18 protein-coding genes are annotated in these 18,311 nt (G+C 67.0%); 10 read left to right on the top strand and 8 right to left on the bottom strand.

The window, feature by feature from the left end; translation table 11 throughout:
• Positions 1 to 257: 257 nt before the first annotated feature.
• The 3 genes from murD to ACIGII_RS18960 are packed head-to-tail and all read right to left on the bottom strand — an operon-like array spanning position 258 to position 5,646.
• Positions 258 to 1,667 carry a UDP-N-acetylmuramoyl-L-alanine--D-glutamate ligase gene (murD, locus tag ACIGII_RS18950; protein WP_399641163.1) on the bottom strand — a complete coding sequence of 470 codons (1,410 nt, stop codon included), beginning with the start codon at positions 1,665 to 1,667 and terminating at the stop codon, positions 258 to 260.
• Positions 1,648 to 3,000: a UDP-N-acetyl-alpha-D-muramoyl-L-alanyl-L-glutamate epimerase gene (murL, locus tag ACIGII_RS18955; protein WP_399641160.1), complete on the bottom strand. Its 1,353-nt coding sequence runs from the start codon at positions 2,998 to 3,000 to the stop codon at positions 1,648 to 1,650. Before murL ends, murD begins: the two co-directional genes overlap by 20 nt.
• A 42-nt stretch (positions 3,001 to 3,042) precedes the next feature.
• Positions 3,043 to 5,646: a bifunctional aspartate kinase/diaminopimelate decarboxylase gene (locus ACIGII_RS18960; protein WP_399641157.1), complete on the bottom strand. Its 2,604-nt coding sequence runs from the start codon at positions 5,644 to 5,646 to the stop codon at positions 3,043 to 3,045.
• Between the two features lie 173 nt (positions 5,647 to 5,819).
• Between ACIGII_RS18960 and ACIGII_RS18965 the strand changes: the two genes are divergently transcribed.
• Positions 5,820 to 6,695, top strand: coding sequence for a PhzF family phenazine biosynthesis protein (locus ACIGII_RS18965; RefSeq protein ID WP_399641154.1), 876 nt, complete (start codon positions 5,820 to 5,822; stop codon positions 6,693 to 6,695).
• A 109-nt stretch (positions 6,696 to 6,804) separates the two neighbouring features.
• Here ACIGII_RS18965 and ACIGII_RS18970 read toward each other — a convergent pair whose 3' ends face one another.
• Positions 6,805 to 7,239, bottom strand: coding sequence for an OsmC family protein (locus tag ACIGII_RS18970; RefSeq protein WP_399641151.1), 435 nt, complete (start codon positions 7,237 to 7,239; stop codon positions 6,805 to 6,807).
• A gap of 383 nt (positions 7,240 to 7,622) precedes the next feature.
• Here ACIGII_RS18970 and ACIGII_RS18975 point away from each other — a divergent pair, with 383 nt between their 5' ends.
• The 4 genes from ACIGII_RS18975 (at position 7,623) to ACIGII_RS18990 (ending at position 9,846) form a co-directional block, all read left to right on the top strand.
• Positions 7,623 to 8,021, top strand: a complete 399-nt coding sequence (locus tag ACIGII_RS18975; RefSeq protein ID WP_070206701.1) for an HU family DNA-binding protein — start codon at positions 7,623 to 7,625, stop codon at positions 8,019 to 8,021.
• A 258-nt stretch (positions 8,022 to 8,279) separates the two neighbouring features.
• The gene (locus ACIGII_RS18980; RefSeq protein ID WP_399641147.1) at positions 8,280 to 8,588 is read left to right on the top strand and encodes a DUF3861 family protein; all 309 of its coding nucleotides are present in this window, start codon (positions 8,280 to 8,282) and stop codon (positions 8,586 to 8,588) included.
• Between the two features lie 40 nt (positions 8,589 to 8,628).
• Positions 8,629 to 9,162 (top strand): hypothetical protein, encoded by a 534-nt coding sequence (locus ACIGII_RS18985; protein ID WP_399641144.1) that lies wholly within the window; start codon positions 8,629 to 8,631, stop codon positions 9,160 to 9,162.
• 87 nt (positions 9,163 to 9,249) lie between these two features.
• Positions 9,250 to 9,846, top strand: coding sequence for a DUF1439 domain-containing protein (locus tag ACIGII_RS18990; protein ID WP_399641141.1), 597 nt, complete (start codon positions 9,250 to 9,252; stop codon positions 9,844 to 9,846).
• A gap of 55 nt (positions 9,847 to 9,901) precedes the next feature.
• Here the strand turns inward: ACIGII_RS18990 and ACIGII_RS18995 are convergent, their stop codons facing one another.
• Positions 9,902 to 10,444 carry a type 1 glutamine amidotransferase domain-containing protein gene (locus ACIGII_RS18995; protein ID WP_399641138.1) on the bottom strand — a complete coding sequence of 181 codons (543 nt, stop codon included), beginning with the start codon at positions 10,442 to 10,444 and terminating at the stop codon, positions 9,902 to 9,904.
• Positions 10,445 to 10,611: 167 nt separating this feature from the next.
• Positions 10,612 to 11,079, bottom strand: coding sequence for an SET domain-containing protein (locus ACIGII_RS19000; protein ID WP_068854575.1), 468 nt, complete (start codon positions 11,077 to 11,079; stop codon positions 10,612 to 10,614).
• A 174-nt stretch (positions 11,080 to 11,253) separates the two neighbouring features.
• On the opposite strand from ACIGII_RS19000, the gene ACIGII_RS19005 reads away from it, so the two are divergent.
• The 5 genes from ACIGII_RS19005 (at position 11,254) to ACIGII_RS19025 (ending at position 16,540) form a co-directional block, all read left to right on the top strand.
• The gene (locus ACIGII_RS19005) at positions 11,254 to 11,706 is read left to right on the top strand and encodes an SUF system Fe-S cluster assembly regulator (protein WP_399641135.1); all 453 of its coding nucleotides are present in this window, start codon (positions 11,254 to 11,256) and stop codon (positions 11,704 to 11,706) included.
• Between the two features lie 16 nt (positions 11,707 to 11,722).
• Complete coding sequence (sufB, locus tag ACIGII_RS19010) at positions 11,723 to 13,198, top strand: Fe-S cluster assembly protein SufB (protein ID WP_399641133.1); 1,476 nt, start codon at positions 11,723 to 11,725, stop codon at positions 13,196 to 13,198.
• A 62-nt stretch (positions 13,199 to 13,260) separates the two neighbouring features.
• Complete coding sequence (gene sufC, locus ACIGII_RS19015) at positions 13,261 to 14,025, top strand: Fe-S cluster assembly ATPase SufC (RefSeq protein ID WP_399641130.1); 765 nt, start codon at positions 13,261 to 13,263, stop codon at positions 14,023 to 14,025.
• Positions 14,025 to 15,287 carry a Fe-S cluster assembly protein SufD gene (gene sufD / locus ACIGII_RS19020; protein WP_399641128.1) on the top strand — a complete coding sequence of 421 codons (1,263 nt, stop codon included), beginning with the start codon at positions 14,025 to 14,027 and terminating at the stop codon, positions 15,285 to 15,287. Before sufC ends, sufD begins: the two co-directional genes overlap by 1 nt.
• Positions 15,284 to 16,540, top strand: a complete 1,257-nt coding sequence (locus ACIGII_RS19025) for a cysteine desulfurase (protein WP_399641125.1) — start codon at positions 15,284 to 15,286, stop codon at positions 16,538 to 16,540. The genes sufD and ACIGII_RS19025 overlap by 4 nt, the downstream gene beginning before the upstream one ends.
• Positions 16,541 to 16,931: 391 nt before the next feature.
• On the opposite strand, the gene ACIGII_RS19030 is transcribed toward ACIGII_RS19025, so the two are convergent.
• Positions 16,932 to 17,309: a hypothetical protein gene (locus tag ACIGII_RS19030; RefSeq protein ID WP_399641123.1), complete on the bottom strand. Its 378-nt coding sequence runs from the start codon at positions 17,307 to 17,309 to the stop codon at positions 16,932 to 16,934.
• 16 nt (positions 17,310 to 17,325) lie between these two features.
• Positions 17,326 to 18,027: a hypothetical protein gene (locus ACIGII_RS19035; RefSeq protein ID WP_399641120.1), complete on the bottom strand. Its 702-nt coding sequence runs from the start codon at positions 18,025 to 18,027 to the stop codon at positions 17,326 to 17,328.
• Positions 18,028 to 18,311: the final 284 nt, after the last annotated feature.

An 18,311-nucleotide genomic window follows, 5' to 3' on the forward strand; every position in this document is an offset into this window, starting at 1 on the left:
CTTCGGCTGCGCCGTTGGCGGTGTGCCAGGATGGGCCGCGTAGAGCAGCGGACTAACAGTCCGCTCTACCTTCGGCTGCGCCGTTGGCGGTGTGCCAGGATGGGCCGCGTAGAGCAGCGGACTAACAGTCCGCTCTACCTTCGGCTGCGCCGTTGGCGGTGTGCCTAGGTGGGTCGCGTAGAGCAGCGGACTAACAGTCCGCTCTACCGTCCGCTCTACCGTCCGATCTACCCGTCGGCTGGGCTGTTGGCGAAATGTCAGGCGATGCCGATGCCCGGGATCGCGGTGATCTGGTCCGGGTCGAACCCGGCAAGCTCGGCGAAATGCCGGCCGCGGGCGACGTAATCGCGGTACACGCCGTAACTCGGTGCACCCGGCGACATCAACACCACGCCACCCTGCCCGCCCAGCGCAGCGCGGGCCAGCCGCACCGCCTCCTCCAGATCGCCGGCGGCGTGCAGACCGAACCGCCCGGCGTCGGCCAGCGGCTGCAGCAGTGCATGGATGCGCGGGCCGTTCGCCCCCATCGTGACGATCTCCACCGGCGGCACGTCGTGCGCCATGTGGGCCACGAAATCGTGCCAGTCCAGCCCTCGGTCATGCCCGCCCACCAGCAGCGCGATGCGCTGGCCGGCGAAGCAGTCCAGCGCCGCCAGGCTGGCATGCGGGGTGGTGCTGATCGAATCGTTGACGAAGCGCAGGCCATCGCGGCTGCCAATGGTCTGCAGGCGGTTGGGCAGCGGCCGGAACGCCTGCACGGCCGGCGCAAGCGCCACCGCATCCAGGCCCAATGCCTCGATCGCCGCCAGTACCGCGCACAGGTTGCCGCGGTTGTGCCGACCCGGCAGCGGTGTATGCGCGGTATCGAATACCTGCTGCTCCCCGCGGAACACCCACTCGCCGCGCATGTGCCAGCCCTGCGGCTGGTTGAACCAGACCACCTCGCTGTGCGGCAGCGACAGCGCCGCCAGGTGCGGATCGGCCGCGTTGAGCACGGCGATGCGCGGTGCGGCACCGGTCACCAGCGCCAGCTTGTCCTCGATGTAACGCGCTTCGCTGCCGTGCCAGTCCAGGTGTTCGGGGAACAGGTTCAGCACCACCGCCACCTGCGGGTGTGCGCCACTGCGCGCCACTTCGCCGGTCTGGTAGCTGGACAGTTCCACCGCCCAGTACGCCGGTGCCGGCTGCGGGTCCAACACCTCCAGCAACGGCAGGCCGATGTTGCCGACCAGCCCGGTGCGCGCGCCCGACGCCCGCAGCAGGTGTGCCAGCAACGCGGTGGTGGTGCTCTTGCCCTTGGTGCCGGTCACGCACACGGTGTCGCGCACGGTGCCGTCGGCATCGGCGTGCTCGGCGAACCACAACGAGGTCCCGCCGATGAACTGCGTGCCCCGCGCGGCGGCCACCACCGCGGCTTCCCCATAGGGGCTGATCCCCGGCGACTTGATCACCACCTCGAAGGCAGCCAGCGCGTCGGCGCTGACATCCGAACGCACCTGCAGTGCGCTGCCTGCCTCGGCCTGCGCGGACGCGACCTCGGCCTCCGGGCAGAACAGGGTCAGGGCCAGGCCGGGCAGGTGCCGGCGAAGGACGGCGAATGCCGCACGCCCCTCACGCCCCCAGCCCCACAGCGCTACGCGCCTGCCTTCAAGCTGCGAAATTCGCACGCAGGCGCTCCCAGATCGCCGCCGGAATCCGGTGCTCGCCTTCCAGCACCAGCAACGGTTCGATCTGCAGGTCGGTGCGGTCCAGCTGCGGCTGGATCTCCTGGATGAAGCGCTTCACCAGCGCGTCCTCGCTCCATTCCGCACGCGTGGCCAGCGTGGCCATCGCCGCGCGCGACTCGCGGCCTTCGCCCACGCATTCGAACGGCTTGTGGTCCTGGAATTCCAGCAGCGCATCGAAGCCGCCGGCCTGGTCGGGGTCATCCAGCAGGTTGCGGCCGAAAATGCCCACCAGCCGGGTCTTGGGCATGAACGGGGCCAGCGCCAGGAACACGAAGTGGCACTTCGGGCACACCCCGCACCAGCGGTTCACCGGGCGCTCGCCCAGGATGTGGAAATTGCGGTTGCAGCTGGAGAAATGCGCGTCGTAGAAATCGGTCCGGGCGAACTGCCGTGCCACCGCCAGCTCCGACAGCGGGCGCAGCAGCGAGTAGTAGTGCAGGTCCGCCGCCACATGCTTTTCCAGGTGCTCGCCGAACGCCTGCTCGAAGGCCCAGCCCTTGGACCACTGGTGGTTCACTTCACCGGTGCCCGGAATCTGGCTGCCATAGCTGGCCGAGCGCTCGTTGGAGAACACCACCTGGTCCACGCCCTGCAGCAGCGCGGCCAGCACCATGATCGCCGAGTTCACCGCAGTGACCGGGATATGCCCGTTCCACGCGCCCTGGCGGTTGAGCTCGAACAGCTCCGGGGCCAGCGTGCGGCCGATGTTGAGGGTGGGCAGGCCGGTGCGCTCGGCGCAGGCGCGGATCAGCTGCGAGCCGCCGATCCAGGTTACCGTCTCGTCGATGCCCAGCGTCCGCAGCGCTTCGATGCTGACCAGCGAATCCTTGCCGCCGCCGATGGCCACCAGCGCATGCTCGCGCAGGCCCAGCGCCGGGGCGACGACCGCCTCGCCCTCGACCGGCAGGCGGAAGCGCCCGCGCAGGTTCAGCCCGTTGCGGTAGGCGAACTCGCCCAGCCCGTTGAGGTACACCGTTTCCACCAGCGCGGCGGTGTCGGCATCGATGCCGTAGCTGTCGATCCGCACCTGCTCCGGCACGGCCGCCTTGTAATAGCTCACGCCCGCAAACAGGTGCAGCAGGCGCAGCGCCCGCTGCACGGCCTCGGCAAGGGGGCCCTCCAGCACGAACGGCGCACCGGGAATGGTGACCGTCTCGACCAGCTCCGGGCCGTTGTCGAAGGCGTAGACCAGCTGCGCCACGCCGGTGTCCGCAGCGAACGCGCAGCGGACGAAGCGGAAACAGGCAACCTGGTGTTTATCGAAAGCAGTCATGGGGCATCCGGTGAGGCAATGAGGGAAACCAGCGGCGCGCGCTCAGGGCACGTCATCGATGACGTCCTCGCGCGGCAGTTCGCGCTGGTTGTAGGTGTTGGCCATGACGTAGCCGTAGGCACCGGCATCGGCGATCAGCATCACATCGTCCGGCGCGGTGGACACCGGCAGGCGGCGGCGCTTGCCGAACACGTCGCTGGATTCGCAGATCGGCCCGACCACGTCGAACAGCCCTTCGGCATACCCGCCCAGCCGGCTCAGGTTTTCGATGTCGTGCCAGGCGTCGTACAGCGCCGGCCGCATCAGGGTGTTCATGCCTGCATCCAGGCCGACCCGACGCACGCCGTCCTTCTCCACCACCTGGGTGGCGGTGGTCAGCAGCACGCCGGATTCGGCAACCAGGTAGCGACCCGGTTCGATCGCCAGGCGGAACGCCGGGTGCACCGCCTTGACTTCGGCCAGGCCCGCGGCCCAGGCCTGCAGATCGAACGGCTCGTCATCGGCGCTGTACGGAATGGGCAACCCGCCACCGATGTCGATGGTCTCCACGCTGCCGATCCGCCGCGCGAAACCGGCCAGCTCGTCGCACATCAGCCGCCAGTGCTGCGCGGTTTCCACGCCACTGCCCAGGTGGGCATGCAGGCCCACCACGCGGGTGCCGAGCGCTTCGGCCAGGCGCACGAATTCGTCCACGCGGGCGATCGGCAGGCCGAACTTGGAGTCCTTGCCACCGGTGCGGACCTTGGCGTGGTGGCCTTCGCCACGGCCCAGGTCCACGCGCAGCCACAGTTCACGGTTGCGGAACAGCTCCGGCCAGCGCTGCAGCGCTTCCACGTTGTCCACGGTGACGGTCACGCCGAGCGCGAAAGCGGCTTCGTACTCGGTGCGCGGCGCGAAGCTGGGGGTGAACAGCACGCGACGCGGCGACAGCGTCGGCAGCACGTTGAAGACATGCTTCAGCTCGCCGTGGGAGACGCATTCCAGACCGAACCCTTCCTGCTCCAGCAGTTCCAGGATGGCCGGATGGCTGTTGGCCTTGATCGCGTAATACCGCTGGTCGATCGGCTTGATCGCGGCCAGCGCGCGCGCCCGCGCGCGCACCGTGCCCAGGTTGTACACGTAACGCGGCGTACCGGCCTGGGCCAGCTGCAGCAGGTGCTCGCGCTGGCCCCGCCACCAGGCGGTCTCGCGCGGCCGGATCGTCCCGGCAATCTCGCGCCAGCGCGGGCCGAACACTTCGCCCTCTTCCACCGGCATGGCGCCGCTGTCGATCAGCTCCGCATGCAGGATCGGCAGCAGGCCGTCGGCGTCGGCTTCGTCGATGACGAAGGTCAGGTTCAGGTCGTTGGACGACTGCGAGATCATGTGCACGCGCTCGCGCCCGAAGGTCGCCCACACGTCGGAAAGCTTGTGCAGCAGCGAGCGCATGCCACGCCCGACCAGGGTGATCGCCGCGCACGGCACGATGATCTTGACCTTGCAGATCTGCGACAGGTCGGCCGACAGCGCGGCCAGCACATCGGTGTTGACCAGGTTCTCGGACGGGTCCAGCGACACGGTCACGTTGGTTTCGGCCGAACCGATCAGGTCCACCGACAGCCCGTGCTTCTTGAACAGCCCGAACACGTCGGCCAGGAAGCCGACCTGCTGCCACATGCCGATGCCTTCCATCGACACCAGCACGATGCCGTTGCGGCGGCTGATCGCCTTCACCCCCGGCACCGGCGCGGCGTTGCCGTCGATGCTGGTGCCCGGCAGTTCGGGGCGTTCGGTGTCCAGGATCGCCATCGGCACGCCGGCATCGCGGCACGGCTTGATCGAACGCGGGTGCAGCACCTTGGCGCCGGTGGTGGCGATTTCCTGCGCTTCGTAATAATCCAGGCGGGTCAGCAGGCGCGCGTCTGGCACCTCCTTCGGGTTCGCGCTGAACATGCCCGGCACGTCGGTCCAGATTTCCACCCGGCTGGCGCCCAGCAGCGCGCCGAAGTACGCCGCCGACGTATCCGAGCCGCCGCGGCCGAGGATGGCGGTGCCGCCATCGGCATGCCGCGAGATGAAGCCCTGGGTGATCAGCATGCGGGTGGGCTGGGCGCGGAATGCCGCGGCCCATTCGGCGTCCGAGCGCCATTGGCAGTTCACCGACAGCCGCTGCGACCAGTCGCTCTGGTTGGGCTGCGGCGGCAGCGCCTGCAGCCACTCGCGCGCGTCCATCCAGCCAAAATCCAGGCCGCTGGCGCGCAGGTAGGCCGCGCCCACGGTGGAGGACAGCAGTTCGCCCTGGCCCAGCACGTCGGCCTGCCACTCCAGCGGACGCGTCGCGGCACGCGGGTCGTCCAGCAGGCCCTGCAGCGCGGCCAGGCGCACGTCCAGCGCGCCGCCCTCGAGCGACAGCTCGGCCAGGAACTCGCGGTGGCGGGCCACCAGCGCATCCACCCGGGCGCGGCTGTCGGCGGCGCCATCGGCGATCGCGGTCAGTTCATTGGTGACCCCGGACAGGGCCGACACCACCACCAGGACGCGCGCGCCGGTCTCTTCCGCACGTTTTTTCGCCAGCTTCCCGATCGTGTCCCAGCGGTGACGACGCGACACGGAGGTGCCGCCGAACTTCAGTACGATCCAGCGATCGACAAGGGGGGAAGCTGACATGGAGGTAAGAATGGGTAGGTAGTGGGGGGATCGACCCGGCACGCCGGGCCGAACCTCTGATTCTATGCCAACCCCGGCCCCGGCAGGGCCCGCGCGGCGGCATGGCCTCCGCGCACGACCCGGGGCGGCACGGCTTGTTAAGCTGCCGGCCCCTTCCGTCCGATCCCCCTGCCATGACTGCTCGCCGCTTCCTACAGCTTGACGTGTTCTCCCCCTACCCCGGCGCCGGCAACCCGCTGGCGGTGGTGCTGGACGCCGAAGGCCTGGACGACGCGCGCATGCAGGCCATCGCCCGCTGGACCCGGCTGCCGGAAACCACCTTTGTTTTCCCGCCACAGGCGCCGGGCGCCAGTTACCGCATCCGCATGTTCAGCCCGCAGAAGGAAGTGCCGTTCGCCGGCCACCCCAGCGTGGGCACCGCGCATGCGGTACTGGAGGCGGGCTTGGCCGCTCCGGTGGACGGTGCCCTGGTCCAGGACGGCATCGCCGGCGCGCTGCCGCTGCGGGTGGTCGGTGAAGGGGCCACGCGCAGCATCGCGATCCGCACCCCGCGCGCAGCGGTAGCCGAAGTGACCACCGCCGACGATCCGCGCCTGCAGGCTGCGCTGGCCGGCTGGGCGCTGGGTGAACTACCGCCCGCCCGCATGTCCGGCGGGCGCAGCTGGTGGGTGGTGGAACTGGCCGATGAAGCCGCGTTGCGCGGTCTGTCCCCGGACTGGGATGCCATCGCCGCCTTGGCCGAAAGCACCGACAGCATGGGCGTGTTCGCCTATGCGCGGAGCTCGGGAGACGGTTACCAGCTGGCCGTGCGCGCGTTCGTGGGCAACGGGCGGCGGTTCGAGGATGCCGCTTCAGGCGCGGCCAATGCGGTGTTGGCCGCGTGGCTGGACAGCCGCAACGCCCTGCCCGGCGTGGACGGCAGCTATGTCGTCAGCCAAGGCCGCGAGGTGGGCCACGACGCGCGGTTGACCCTGCATGTGGATGCGGAGGGCGAGGTCTGGTCCGGCGGCCAGGTGCAGACGGTCATCCAGGGCACGATCACCTGGTAGGGACACGCCACGCGTGTCCTGCGCGGTATCCGGGTCCACGTGGGACACGCATGGCGTGTCTCTACGGGGTCATCCAGGGTACCGACATTGCGTCGGCACCCTGGACATTTCACCCAGCCAGCTCGGCGTCCAGGCTGATCGGCACCGCGCTCAGTGCCTTGGAAACCGGACAGTTCTGCTTGGCATCGTCCGCGATGGCGCGGAACTGCGCCGCGTCGATGTTCGGTACCACCGCCTTGACCTTCAGCGTGATCTGCGACAACTGCGGGCCACCTTCCATCGACAGGTCGACCTTGGCTTCGGTGTCCAGCGAGGTCGGCACGAAACCAGCCTCGGTGAGCTTGGCCGACAGCGCCATGGTGAAGCAGCCGGCGTGCGCGGCAGCGATCAGTTCTTCCGGGTTGGTGCCCTTCTCATCGCCGAAACGGCTGCTGAAGGCATAGCGGGTCTTGTCCAGCAGGCCACTCTGCGGCGTGCTGAGTTGTCCCTTGCCTGTCTTGAGGTCACCTTCCCAGTGCGCGGTGGCGTGACGCGAAATGCCCATCGGTTGTTCCTCTTTGAGTGAATGGCAACTGCAGCGTAGACCGGCGGGCGTTAGCACCATGTCTGGCCGGGCGGCGCTGCGGCAAGCGGACGCAGCGCGACGACCTGCCAGCCGCGCGGCGCCGCCCGGCCGCGACGCAAGGTGCTGGTTTGCAGGCATTTATTGCGGAACACGCCGGCGCTGGCAGGTCCGCGCGCTGCGTCGAAACGGCACGCAATGCCCCCGTTTCCGGGCATGTCCTGATGCACTGCGGTAACCGCAAAAGCAGAAAACCCGAATTTTTATGCGTTAGCCTATTGGCGGCGCCGCATTGTTGCCCTACATTTCGCTTGCCGATGGGTTCGGCGCGACCACCCAACCAACCGATCACGGAACAGGAAACCATGGCAAAGACCGCTAAGAAGGCTGCCCCGAAGAAGGCAGTGAAGAAAGTCGCTACGAAGGCCGCCGCCAAGCCGGCAGCTCCGAAGCCGATCAAGGAAGTGCTGACCAAGTCCGGCCTGGTTGCACACATCGCCGAAGCCTCTGGCGTTGTCGCCAAGGACGTCCGCGCGGTGCTGGCCTCGCTGGAAACCGCAGTGGCTTCTTCGGTGCACAAGAAGGGCGCGGGCAGCTTCACCCTGCCGGGCCTGCTGAAGATCACCACCGTCAGCGTTGCGGCCAAGCCGAAGCGCAAGGGCATCAACCCGTTCACCAAGGAAGAGCAGTGGTTCGCCGCCAAGCCGGCCACCACCAAGCTGAAGGTGCGTCCGCTCAAGAAGCTCAAGGACGCCGCGCTGTAATCTGCGCGCTTCCTGCAGCACCCGAACGGGACGGCCTTGCCGTCCCGTTCCTTTTGGGCGGTTGCACCGACCACGAAACACAGCGTTGCCAAACCGCGCTGCCCGCCCAGGGGCCCGCGCAGATCCAGCACGGACGGCCTTCGCGCGGCGCTGCGGCGTGGACGGAACGCTCAAGGTGGAACACTGCGTGCGGTGGCGCCTGTCGCCCGCCACCCGCGCCACGCCTATGGTGGGACCACTCCCCCACAGTGCACCGCCATGGCCAGCCCCTCGCAACGCTATCGCATCACCGTTACCCCGATCGAAAAGGACGGGCTGCAGTGCAGCGGACGCTGCACGATCGAACTGGAACACCGCGCCCAGCAGGACTGGATGCGGCTGCTGGAAGTCGCCCGCCGACAGACCGGACTGAGTGGCGATGAGCGCGCCGCCGCCATCGTGGCCACCCAGCTGCTGCACGACCTGGCGCAACGCTATGCAGACCAGCCCAGTCACCCGCTGACCGCCCTGCAGCCGCAACTCGACCAGGTGCTTGCCGCCCTGGATGGGATCCAGCGCGCATCCTGAAGCACCGCTACACTCTGCCCTTCACCGGGGAGAGTGCGCCATGCGTCGAGTCGTGTTGCTGTTGCCGCTGCTGTTCGCAGGCTGTTCCTGCCAACCCGACCCGGTCGCCGGCGAGGCGCGCACCGATGCCGCACCTGCCGCAACTACCTCCGGCTCCGCTGAGCAGGTCTCAGCTGCGCGTCCCGAAACCGACGCGTCGGCGGCAGCGGCACTGAGCGCGGTGGCGCCGGACGCGCCCAATGAAGGCGTGATCGTGCGCAATTACCTGTATGCCCTGCTGGGCAGCGACCGCAGCGCCTCGGACGCCTACTGGAGCGGTGGCCGCACCGGGTCCCGCCCCGACGACGCCGCACTCCGCAACATTCACGACCTGCGCAGCCTGCGGGTGGACGTGGACAGCCCGATCGCCCGCGACACCGCCCAGCCCTCGCGCCTGCGTGAAGTACCGGTCCGCGTACGCGCCATCACCGGCACCGGCACGTTCAGATTCCAGGGCTGGTACCGCCTGCAGCCGCGCCCGGACGGCAGCGGCTGGGAAATCCAGGCCGCCTCGTTGCAGCCGGTGCTGCGGTAACCGTGTGGCGTGCCGTTGGCCCATGAAGCGCCGATTCAGCCCAACGCGCTATGGTGTCGACGTCATCCTTTCCGCGCACCCGCTCCCATGACGCTACGCCCTCTCCTTACCCGCCTTGCCGCCTGCACCGTCCTGATCGCCGCAGCCGTCGGCGCGCAGGCGGCGCCCAGCATCTCCGGCCGTGAACTGTCGGTCGGCGCCAACGATGTCCAGCAGTATCTGGACACCAGTTTCCCGCGCACCCAGGACGCGCTGGGAGGCCTGATCGCGATGACCATGAGCCATCCGAAACTGACGCTGCCGCAGGGCAACCGGCTGGACCTGGGCCTGGACGTGGCGCTGGCCACGGCCGGCAGCGCGCCCGCGCCGCTGGGCAAGGTCAAATTGAGCAGCGGCCTGCGCTACGACGCGCAGACCCAGGGCTTCCACCTGGACCAGCCGACCGTGGACGACTTCACCCCGGCCAACAACGGCGGCAGGCTGGACTCGCGCACCCGCGAGCTGCTCAACGCGTTTCTGGTCGACTACGCCCGGCGCGAGCCGATCTACCGCATCGACCCGACCGTTGGCGCCATGCTCGGCGCATTGCAGGTGCAATCGGCCCAGGTGCAGAACGGCAAGCTGGTGGTCACCTTCAACCAGGACCTCGGCGCCCTGGTCCCGGCCGGCGTGCTGGGCCGGTAACCCCGGACGTACGCGCAGGTGGAACCGGGCACGGCCCGGCTCCACTGCCTTGCCATCAGCCCACGAGGGCCTTGGCCACCGCCTCGGAAAACGCCGGAATATCATCCGGCTTGCGGCTGGTGATGACCCCGTTGTCCACCACCACTTCGGCGTCGGTCCACTGCGCGCCGGCATTGCCCAGATCGGTTTTCAGCGACGGCCAGGAGGTCACCTTGCGGCCCTTGGCCAAGCCGGATTCCACCAGCAGCCACGGACCATGGCAGATCGCCGCGACCGGTTTCCCGGCCGCTGCAAACGCCTTGATGAACGCTACTGCCGGCGCCTCGGTGCGCAGCTTGTCGGGGTTGATCACCCCGCCCGGCAACACCAGTGCGTCGTAATTCCCGGCATCGGCGCCACCCAGCGGCTGGTCCACCGCAACGCTCTCGCCCCAGTCCTTGTCCTTCCAGCCGCGGATCTTGCCCGCATCGCCGGGCGCGACGACGGACACCTTGGCGCCCCATGATTCCAGCAGGCGCTTGGGCTCCTGCAGTTCGGACTGTTCAAAACCGTCGGTGGCGAGGATGGCCACGCGCTTGCCGTTGAGATCCTGTGCCATGTATGGGCTCCTTCAAAAAGTGAGCCCCTACCATGCACATCCGCGCATTGGCACAGAGTGACCGGCATGTGGACGTCGCGTGGCCGGTAGGTACCGACCGTTGGTCGGTACGCACGCTCACCCGACCAACGGTCGGGTGCTACCGCGGTAAAGCGCCTGCGGGCGCTTTACCGCTTGGGCTGCAACATCGTCCCGGTGCACTTCTTCGAGCCGCAGCGGCATTCCCAGATCTTCTTCAGGCGTGCGGTGTGACGCTCGGCCAGGGTGATGCCGTAGTTGTAGGTCAGCTCGTCGCCCGGCTTGATGTCCTTGATCGCCTCGATGAACACCTTGTCCTCGCGACGGTTGTCACCCTCGGCTTCCTCGATCACCGCCTCGCAGTTCGGGTCGCAGCTGTGGTTCAACCAGCGCGCATCGTTGCCCTTGTAATTGGCATCGATCACGTAATCGTCGTTCAGGGTGAACAGGAAGGTGTGCCCGCTCTCCACATCCCCGGTATCATCGGCATCCACGTCGGCGTGGCTGCGCAGCAGCCCCTTGTACTGGATCACCCGCTCGCCCTTCTTGAGCGGCGCCAGCGCGAACACGCCATTGCCGTGAATGGTCGACTTGCGGGCTTGGATCTTCTTGGGCATCTGGCTGGCCATTACGTTGGGATGGGTCGATTCTCGCTTAATCTTTGTGATTGCCCAACCACGTCCGCACCGCGCCCCTGCTGGCGCCCCGTCGGGAGCACCTGAACAGGCCGGGTTGGATGCGCCAGCATAAAAGCGTACAATTTCAGTCCGCTTTATGGTTCTGCCCTCCCCATGCTCCGCGTCACCAAGCTCACCGATTACGCCACCGTTGTCCTGACCGTCCTTGCCGCTCGCCCGGGCGAGGTGCTCAGCGCGACCGAACTGGCCGAATTCGCCAGCCTCGAGCCGCCCACCGTCAGCAAGCTGCTCAAGCCGCTGGCCCAGGCCGGCCTGGTGGAAGGCCTGCGCGGCGTGCGCGGCGGCTACCGGCTGACCCGCCGCCCCGACCAGATCAGCCTGTTCGAGGTCGTCGAAGCCATGGAAGGCCCGCTGGGCCTGACCGAGTGCGCGCACGACCACAGCCAGTGCGGACGCGAGCTGCAGTGCGGCGCGCGCAGCAGCTGGCGGATGATCAACGACGTGGTGTCCGACGCACTGCGCAAGGTCAGCCTGGCGCAGATCCTGCCCCCTCTTCCCCTTGTTGACGCCCCCCGCCGCGTGATCGCGGCGGATGTCGTCTCCTGATCCACAGGCAGCCCCCATGGCCACCGATATCCTCGACACCGTCGCCCCCGGCGACACCCCCAACCGCGAGATCCATGAACAGCTCGGCCGCAAGTATTCGGCCGGCTTCATCACGGACATCGAATCGGACTCACTGCCGCCCGGCCTGGACGAGGACACCATCCGTGCCCTGTCGGCCAAGAAGGACGAGCCGGAATGGATGACGCAGTGGCGCCTGGACGCCTACCGCCACTTCCTGACCATGCCGATGCCGGACTGGGCCAAGCTGCAGATCGCCGCGATCGACCTGCAGGCGCTCAGCTACTACTCCGCGCCCAAGGGCCCGAAGTACGCCTCGCTGGACGAGGTGCCCAAGGAACTGCTGGACACCTACGACAAGCTGGGCGTGCCGCTGCACGAGCGCGCCAAGCTGGCGGGCGTGGCCGTGGACGCGGTGTTCGACTCGGTCTCGGTCGGCACCACCTTCCGCAAGGAGCTGGCCGAAAAGGGCGTGATCTTCTGTTCCATGTCCGAAGCCATCAAGGAACACCCGGAACTGGTCAAGCAGTACCTGGGCAGCGTGGTGCCGGTGGGCGACAACTACTTCGCCGCGCTGAACTCGGCCGTGTTCTCCGACGGCAGCTTCGTGTTCATCCCCAAGGGCGTGCGCTGCCCGATGGAACTGAGCACCTACTTCCGCATCAACGCCGGCCATACCGGCCAGTTCGAGCGCACCCTGATCATCTGCGAGGACAAGGCATACGTGTCCTACCTGGAAGGCTGCACCGCGCCGATGCGCGATGAAAACCAGCTGCACGCCGCGGTGGTCGAGCTGGTGGCGCTGGAAGATGCCGAGATCAAGTACTCCACCGTGCAGAACTGGTACCCGGGCGACGAGAACGGCGTGGGCGGCATCTACAACTTCGTCACCAAACGTGCCGAATGCCGTGGCGCGCGCAGCAAGGTCACCTGGACCCAGGTCGAAACCGGTTCAGCGATCACCTGGAAGTACCCGTCCTGCGTGCTGCTGGGCGACGACTCGGTGGGCGAGTTCCACTCCGTGGCCCTGACCCACCACCGCCAGCAGGCCGACACCGGCACCAAGATGATCCACGTCGGCAAGCGCACCAAGAGCAAGATCGTCAGCAAGGGCATCAGCGCCGGCCGTGGCCAGAACACCTATCGTGGCCTGGTCAAGGTGGACCGCAATGCCGATGGCGCGCGCAACTACACCCAGTGCGATTCGCTGCTGATCGGCAAGACCTCCGGCGCGCACACCTTCCCGTACATCGAGGTCAAGAACCCGAGCGCGACGGTGGAGCATGAAGCCACCACCTCCAAGATCTCCGACGACCAGCTGTTCTATTGCCGCGCACGTGGCATCGACCAGGAAAACGCCGTCTCGATGATCGTGGATGGCTTCTGCAAGCAGGTGTTCCGCGAGCTGCCGATGGAATTTGCGGTGGAAGCCAAGAAGCTGCTGGAAGTCTCCCTTGAAGGTTCCGTGGGCTGACCGGTCGCGCCTTCGTTTGATTTTTTTTGCCACGCATGGCGTGGCACTACTGGATTCGTATCATGCTGAAGATTGACAACCTCCACGCCCGCATCGGCGACAAGGAAATCCTCAAGGGCCTGTCGCTGGACGTGAAGCCGGGCCAGGTCCACGCCATCATGGGCCCCAACGGCGCGGGCAAGTCCACGCTGGGCAACGTGCTGGCCGGCCGCGAAGGCTATGACGTCAGCGAAGGCGGCGTGCAGTTCGACGGCCGCGACCTGCTGGAGCTGGCGCCGGAAGAACGCGCCGCCGCCGGCCTGTTCCTGGCCTTCCAGTACCCGGTGGAAATTCCCGGCGTGAACAACACCTACTTCCTGCGCGCCGCGCTCAATGCCCAGCGCAAGGCGCGCGGCGAGGAAGAACTCGATTCCATGCAGTTCCTCAAGCTGGTGCGCCAGAAGCTGGCCGTGCTGCACCTGAAGGATGAGCTGCTGCACCGTGGCGTCAACGAAGGCTTCTCCGGTGGCGAGAAGAAGCGCAACGAGATCTTCCAGCTGGCCGTGCTCGAGCCGAAGCTGGCGATCCTGGACGAGACCGACAGCGGCCTGGACATCGACGCGCTCAAGAGCGTGGCCGACGGCGTCAATGCGCTGCGCTCGCCGGACCGCTCGTTCCTGGTCATCACCCACTACCAGCGCCTGCTCGATTACATCAAGCCGGACGTGGTGCACGTGCTGGCTGATGGCAAGATCGTGCAGAGCGGCGGCCCTGAACTGGCCCTGGAACTGGAAGCCCATGGCTACCACTTCCTGAAGGACCGCGTGGTGCCGGAGGCAGCGGCCTGATGAGCGCCCTGCTCGATTCCCTGGCCGCCAGCTTCTGCGGCAGCGACGCCCGCCGCGCCGAGCTCGACGCCGCCCTGCAGGCCGGCCTGCCCGGCCCGCGCAGCGAAGCCTGGAAATACACTTCGCTGCGCCAGCTCGAGCGCCGCACCTTCCAGCCCGCGCCGCTGGCCGCGGCCGAGATCGACCCTGCCCTGCTGGCCGACATCCCGTCGCCGCGGCTGGTGTTCGTCAACGGCCGCCCGTCTGCCGCGCACAGCGATGTGGCCGCGCTGCCGGCCGGCGTGCAGGTACAGACCCTGTCCTCGGCGCTGGCCGCTGGCGATGAAGCCCTGCGCTTCCTGGGCCGCCGCTTCGAGCGCAGCGAAGAAGTCTTCGCCCGCCTCAACGCCGCCCTCGCCGACGAAGGCGTGCTGGTGCGCGTGGACGACGGCGTGCAGGTTGAAACCCCGCTGCAGCTGGTCTTCATCAGCACCCCCGGCAACGCCGACCTGGCCTGGCACCACCGCCACCTGATCGAGCTGCGCACCGGCGCCGCGCTGGGCGTGGTCGAACACCACCTGGCGATCGGCGACACCGCGCACCTGGGCAACACCCTGGTGCACGTGCACCTGGCCCAGCAGGCGGTGCTCTCACATGCCCGCGTGCAGGCCGACGGCGCCCGCGCCACCGTGCTGCTGCGCACCGACGCCGTGCTCGCGCGTGACGCGCAGTACCGCCGCGTGGACCTGGAACTGGGCGCCGCGCTCAGCCGCCACGAACTCAACGTGCGCCTGGAAGGCGATAACGCCCAGCTCACCGCCAACGGCGTGCTGCTCGGCAACGGCCGCCGCCATGTCGACACCCGGCTGGGCATCGAACACATCGCGCGCGATACCGCCTCGGAAATGGTGTGGCGCGGCGTGGCCGCCAACCGCAGCCGCGTGGTCTTCCACGGCGGCATCCACATCCGTGCCGGCGCCGATGGCACCGACGCCAACCTGTCCAACAAGAACCTGCTGCTGTCCGCCGACGCCGAAATCGATACCCAGCCCACGCTGGTGATCGACGCCGATGAAGTGAAGGCCGCCCACGGCGCCACCGTCGGCCAGCTCGATGCCAACGCCCTGTTCTACCTGCGCTCGCGCGGCCTGCCGGCCCAGCAGGCGCAGCAGCTGCTCAGCGCCGCGTTCTGCCATGAGCCGCTGAACGTGCTCGACGCGCGCCTGACCGAACAGCTGCGCCGCCAGCTGGACCTCGCGCTGGCCAAGGCAGGCGTGGCATGAACCTCTCCACCCCGCGCCCGGTGGCCGACACGGCCGCCGCTCCCGACTGGGACCGCGTGCGCCTGGACTTCCCGCTGCTGATGCGGGAAGTGCACGGCAAGCCGCTGGTGTACTTCGACAACGCCAACACCGGCCAGAAGCCGGTGCAGGTGATCGGCGCGGTGGATGAGTTCTACCGCCGCTACAACGCCAACGTCAGCCGCGCCGTGCACGCGCTGGGCACCGAGGCTACCGACGCCTACGAAGGCGCGCGCAGCAAGCTGGCGCGCTTCCTCAACGTGCGCGCCAGCGAACTCATCCTGTGCAGCGGCACCACCTTCGCCATCAACCTGGTGGCCTATTCATGGGCCCTGCCGCGGTTGAAGGCCGGCGATGTCATCCTCGTCTCGCGCATGGAGCACCACGCCAACATCGTGCCGTGGCAGCTGGTCGCCCAGCGCACCGGCGCGACCATTCGCGTGGCCGAGATCACCCCCGAAGGTGCGCTCGACCTGGACGCCCTGCGCAAGGCCATGACCCCCGAGGTCAAGCTGCTGGCCGTGGCCCACGTCTCCAACGTGCTGGGCACGGTCAACCCGGTGCGCGAGATCTGCCGGGAAGCGCGCAAGCGCGGCATCATCACCGTGGTGGACGGCTCGCAGGCCGTGCCGCACCGCAAGGTCGACATCGCCAACATCGGCTGCGACTTCTACGCCATCACCGGGCACAAGATGTGCGGCCCCACTGGCACCGGCGCACTGTGGGCGAAGCGCGAGCATCTTGATGCCATGCCGCCCTTCCTCGGTGGCGGCGAGATGATCAAGGAAGTCAGCTTCGAGGGCACCGTGTTCAACGAGGGCCCGCACAAATTCGAAGCTGGCACCCCGAACATCGCCGGCTTCATCGGCCTTGGCGTGGCGGTGGACTACCTGGAATCACTGGGCCTGGACCACGTGGAAGCGCGCGAAAGCGAACTGCTGGCGCACTTCACCGAAGAACTGAACAAGATCGACGGCCTGCGCATCTTCGGCACCACGCCGGACAAGGCGGCGGTGGTCTCCTTCCTGATCGAAGGCGCCCACGCGCACGACCTGGCCACCCTGCTGGATCTGGAAGGCGTGGCCATTCGCTCAGGCCAGCACTGCGCGCACCCGCTGCTGCAGTACTACGGCGTGGCGGCCACCTGCCGCGCGTCTCTCGCGTTCTACAACACGCACGCCGAAATCGAGCGGTTCATCGCAGCGCTGACCAAGGTGCGCAAGCTCCTCAGCTGACTGTACCTGTCGGTAGCGCACGACCGTTGGTCGTGCGCCAACCCAACCGCAACCCGCACCCATCACCCACCAACGCCCGGTAGCGCCGGCCGTTGGCCGGCCCTCCAGATGCCTGTCCAACCGGCAATCATCCAGCCCATACTTGCTCAGCACTCTGCTGCTTCAACCGCCAAGCCTTAGCAGGAGCTGGACTTCAATGCTGCCCAAACAAACGCAGTTGAAGCGGCCACTATCGCGTGCCTCGTACGTGCAATTGAAGGCAGCACTCCGGCGCCGACGCACATGCGTCATGGAACAACGGCAGAAAATGTGAACTCCACAGGCAAACCCAAACGCCCCATCGCCTGGATTGCATCCAGGTAGAGAGTCATCCTGGCAATGGACATCCACTTCATTTGATGTCCTGCAAGTCCAGAATTACATCCCCGAATGTCTCACGCTGCACTGGCACAAGGAGACGCAATGGACTGACCTCCAGGGGCGCGTGAATCTCACCGAGAAGAAGATCATCGGTAGTGCCGTTCCTGGGCTTGACCCTGAACGTTCCCGTCACTGAAACCCAGGAATACGCAAACTGATCGAAGATCCGCTCTTGAACGTCAACGGGACCTCGCAGGCGCAGCGCCACTTCGTCGGTTGCGCCCGCATCGAACTGTTCCTTGCTGGAAGACAGCACGAACAGGCCCTTGGAAACACCGAGATAGCCTTCAACCCGCACTGCGTGGCCGTCGAACCGGCTCGACTGCTCTGCAAGACCGCGGAACGTCACCCGGCAAGCGACTTTCTCATCTGCAGCACACTGTGCCGGCTTCGGCGCCGCCTCCTCCGGAACAGCGCCACATGCCGCCAGGGCGGCGACTGTCGACAAAAGCGTGGCAACCATGCAGACAAGCTTCACTTGACGACCTCCTTTGCCTGGAACTGGAAACGGTGCGAGGGCCGATGGCCAACGCGATGAGTGGCCCGGACAGGACGCGCGCAATGTCCACGGCCAGCGTACGCAAGGGCTGTCCGGCCTCACGTGCCACCCGCGAGTAGCCGAAGAATCCTGCGAACCGCCTTCTGAGAGCGGCCTTTGCGTAGTAGGACTTTGCCATTCTGTAATCTCGCGAATCGGACTCTTCAAACCATTGTGCGAAGCCCAGCAGGATTTCCGGCGTTTCCTCATATCCCGCAGATATCTCAAGGAGCCTGAGGGACTGGGAAAACTCCTTCCTCTTCAGGGTTACGCGTGCCAAGTGCAGGAACGTGACAGCGTTTGGGGCGATCAATGAAGCCCTTCGGTCGCTGTCAATTGATCTATCAAGATCAACAGCGACGTCCATACCGCCGTCTTCGAAGACCATCTCACGACACGAGTACCCGTCAACGCGATCCATCTCGTCTTCGGATCTGATCAGTTCCTCTGCAAGCGAGAGTGCCTGAGCCGACTGCCCCTTCTCAAGGAGGCGAACCCCGATCCTGAAGATCTGATGGACCTTTCTCATGACTGAAAAACTCCTCGCAATCTCGCCTCGGACATGCGCCGAGCCTGGGCACCACCCAGCCAGCTCAACGTTCAATGTTGGGCCGTCCCAGCACCCCCATCCGATTCGAATCAACCGGATCAGCGTGAGGGCTTCCAACGCCATCCCGTATCCAATGGAGAACTCCCGTCACCCGCAGAAATATGAGGTCTGAACCTGCTCCGCTGAAACGGACGCCAAGAAGCGATAATTTACTCGCAATTGGAGGTTCCCATGCCACGTCCCCCTCGCCGTCATTACACCGA

Origin of the sequence: Stenotrophomonas sp. NPDC077420 (assembly GCF_044543385.1) — a bacterium.
GTDB lineage: Bacteria > Pseudomonadota > Gammaproteobacteria > Xanthomonadales > Xanthomonadaceae > Stenotrophomonas.

Bases quoted from the DNA above. Each gene is read 5' to 3' on its own strand.
- murL (WP_399641160.1), bottom strand. From the start codon at position 3,000: ATGACTGCTTTCGATAAACACCAGGTTGCCTGTTTCCGCTTCGTCCGC.
- ACIGII_RS18960 (WP_399641157.1), bottom strand. From the start codon at position 5,646: ATGTCAGCTTCCCCCCTTGTCGATCGCTGGATCGTACTGAAGTTCGGC.
- ACIGII_RS18965 (WP_399641154.1), top strand. From the start codon at position 5,820: ATGACTGCTCGCCGCTTCCTACAGCTTGACGTGTTCTCCCCCTACCCC.
- ACIGII_RS18970 (WP_399641151.1), bottom strand. From the start codon at position 7,239: ATGGGCATTTCGCGTCACGCCACCGCGCACTGGGAAGGTGACCTCAAG.
- ACIGII_RS18975 (WP_070206701.1), top strand. From the start codon at position 7,623: ATGGCAAAGACCGCTAAGAAGGCTGCCCCGAAGAAGGCAGTGAAGAAA.
- ACIGII_RS18980 (WP_399641147.1), top strand. From the start codon at position 8,280: ATGGCCAGCCCCTCGCAACGCTATCGCATCACCGTTACCCCGATCGAA.
- ACIGII_RS18985 (WP_399641144.1), top strand. From the start codon at position 8,629: ATGCGTCGAGTCGTGTTGCTGTTGCCGCTGCTGTTCGCAGGCTGTTCC.
- ACIGII_RS18990 (WP_399641141.1), top strand. From the start codon at position 9,250: ATGACGCTACGCCCTCTCCTTACCCGCCTTGCCGCCTGCACCGTCCTG.
- ACIGII_RS18995 (WP_399641138.1), bottom strand. From the start codon at position 10,444: ATGGCACAGGATCTCAACGGCAAGCGCGTGGCCATCCTCGCCACCGAC.
- ACIGII_RS19000 (WP_068854575.1), bottom strand. From the start codon at position 11,079: ATGCCCAAGAAGATCCAAGCCCGCAAGTCGACCATTCACGGCAATGGC.
- ACIGII_RS19005 (WP_399641135.1), top strand. From the start codon at position 11,254: ATGCTCCGCGTCACCAAGCTCACCGATTACGCCACCGTTGTCCTGACC.
- sufB (WP_399641133.1), top strand. From the start codon at position 11,723: ATGGCCACCGATATCCTCGACACCGTCGCCCCCGGCGACACCCCCAAC.
- sufC (WP_399641130.1), top strand. From the start codon at position 13,261: ATGCTGAAGATTGACAACCTCCACGCCCGCATCGGCGACAAGGAAATC.
- sufD (WP_399641128.1), top strand. From the start codon at position 14,025: ATGAGCGCCCTGCTCGATTCCCTGGCCGCCAGCTTCTGCGGCAGCGAC.
- ACIGII_RS19025 (WP_399641125.1), top strand. From the start codon at position 15,284: ATGAACCTCTCCACCCCGCGCCCGGTGGCCGACACGGCCGCCGCTCCC.
- ACIGII_RS19035 (WP_399641120.1), bottom strand. From the start codon at position 18,027: ATGAGAAAGGTCCATCAGATCTTCAGGATCGGGGTTCGCCTCCTTGAG.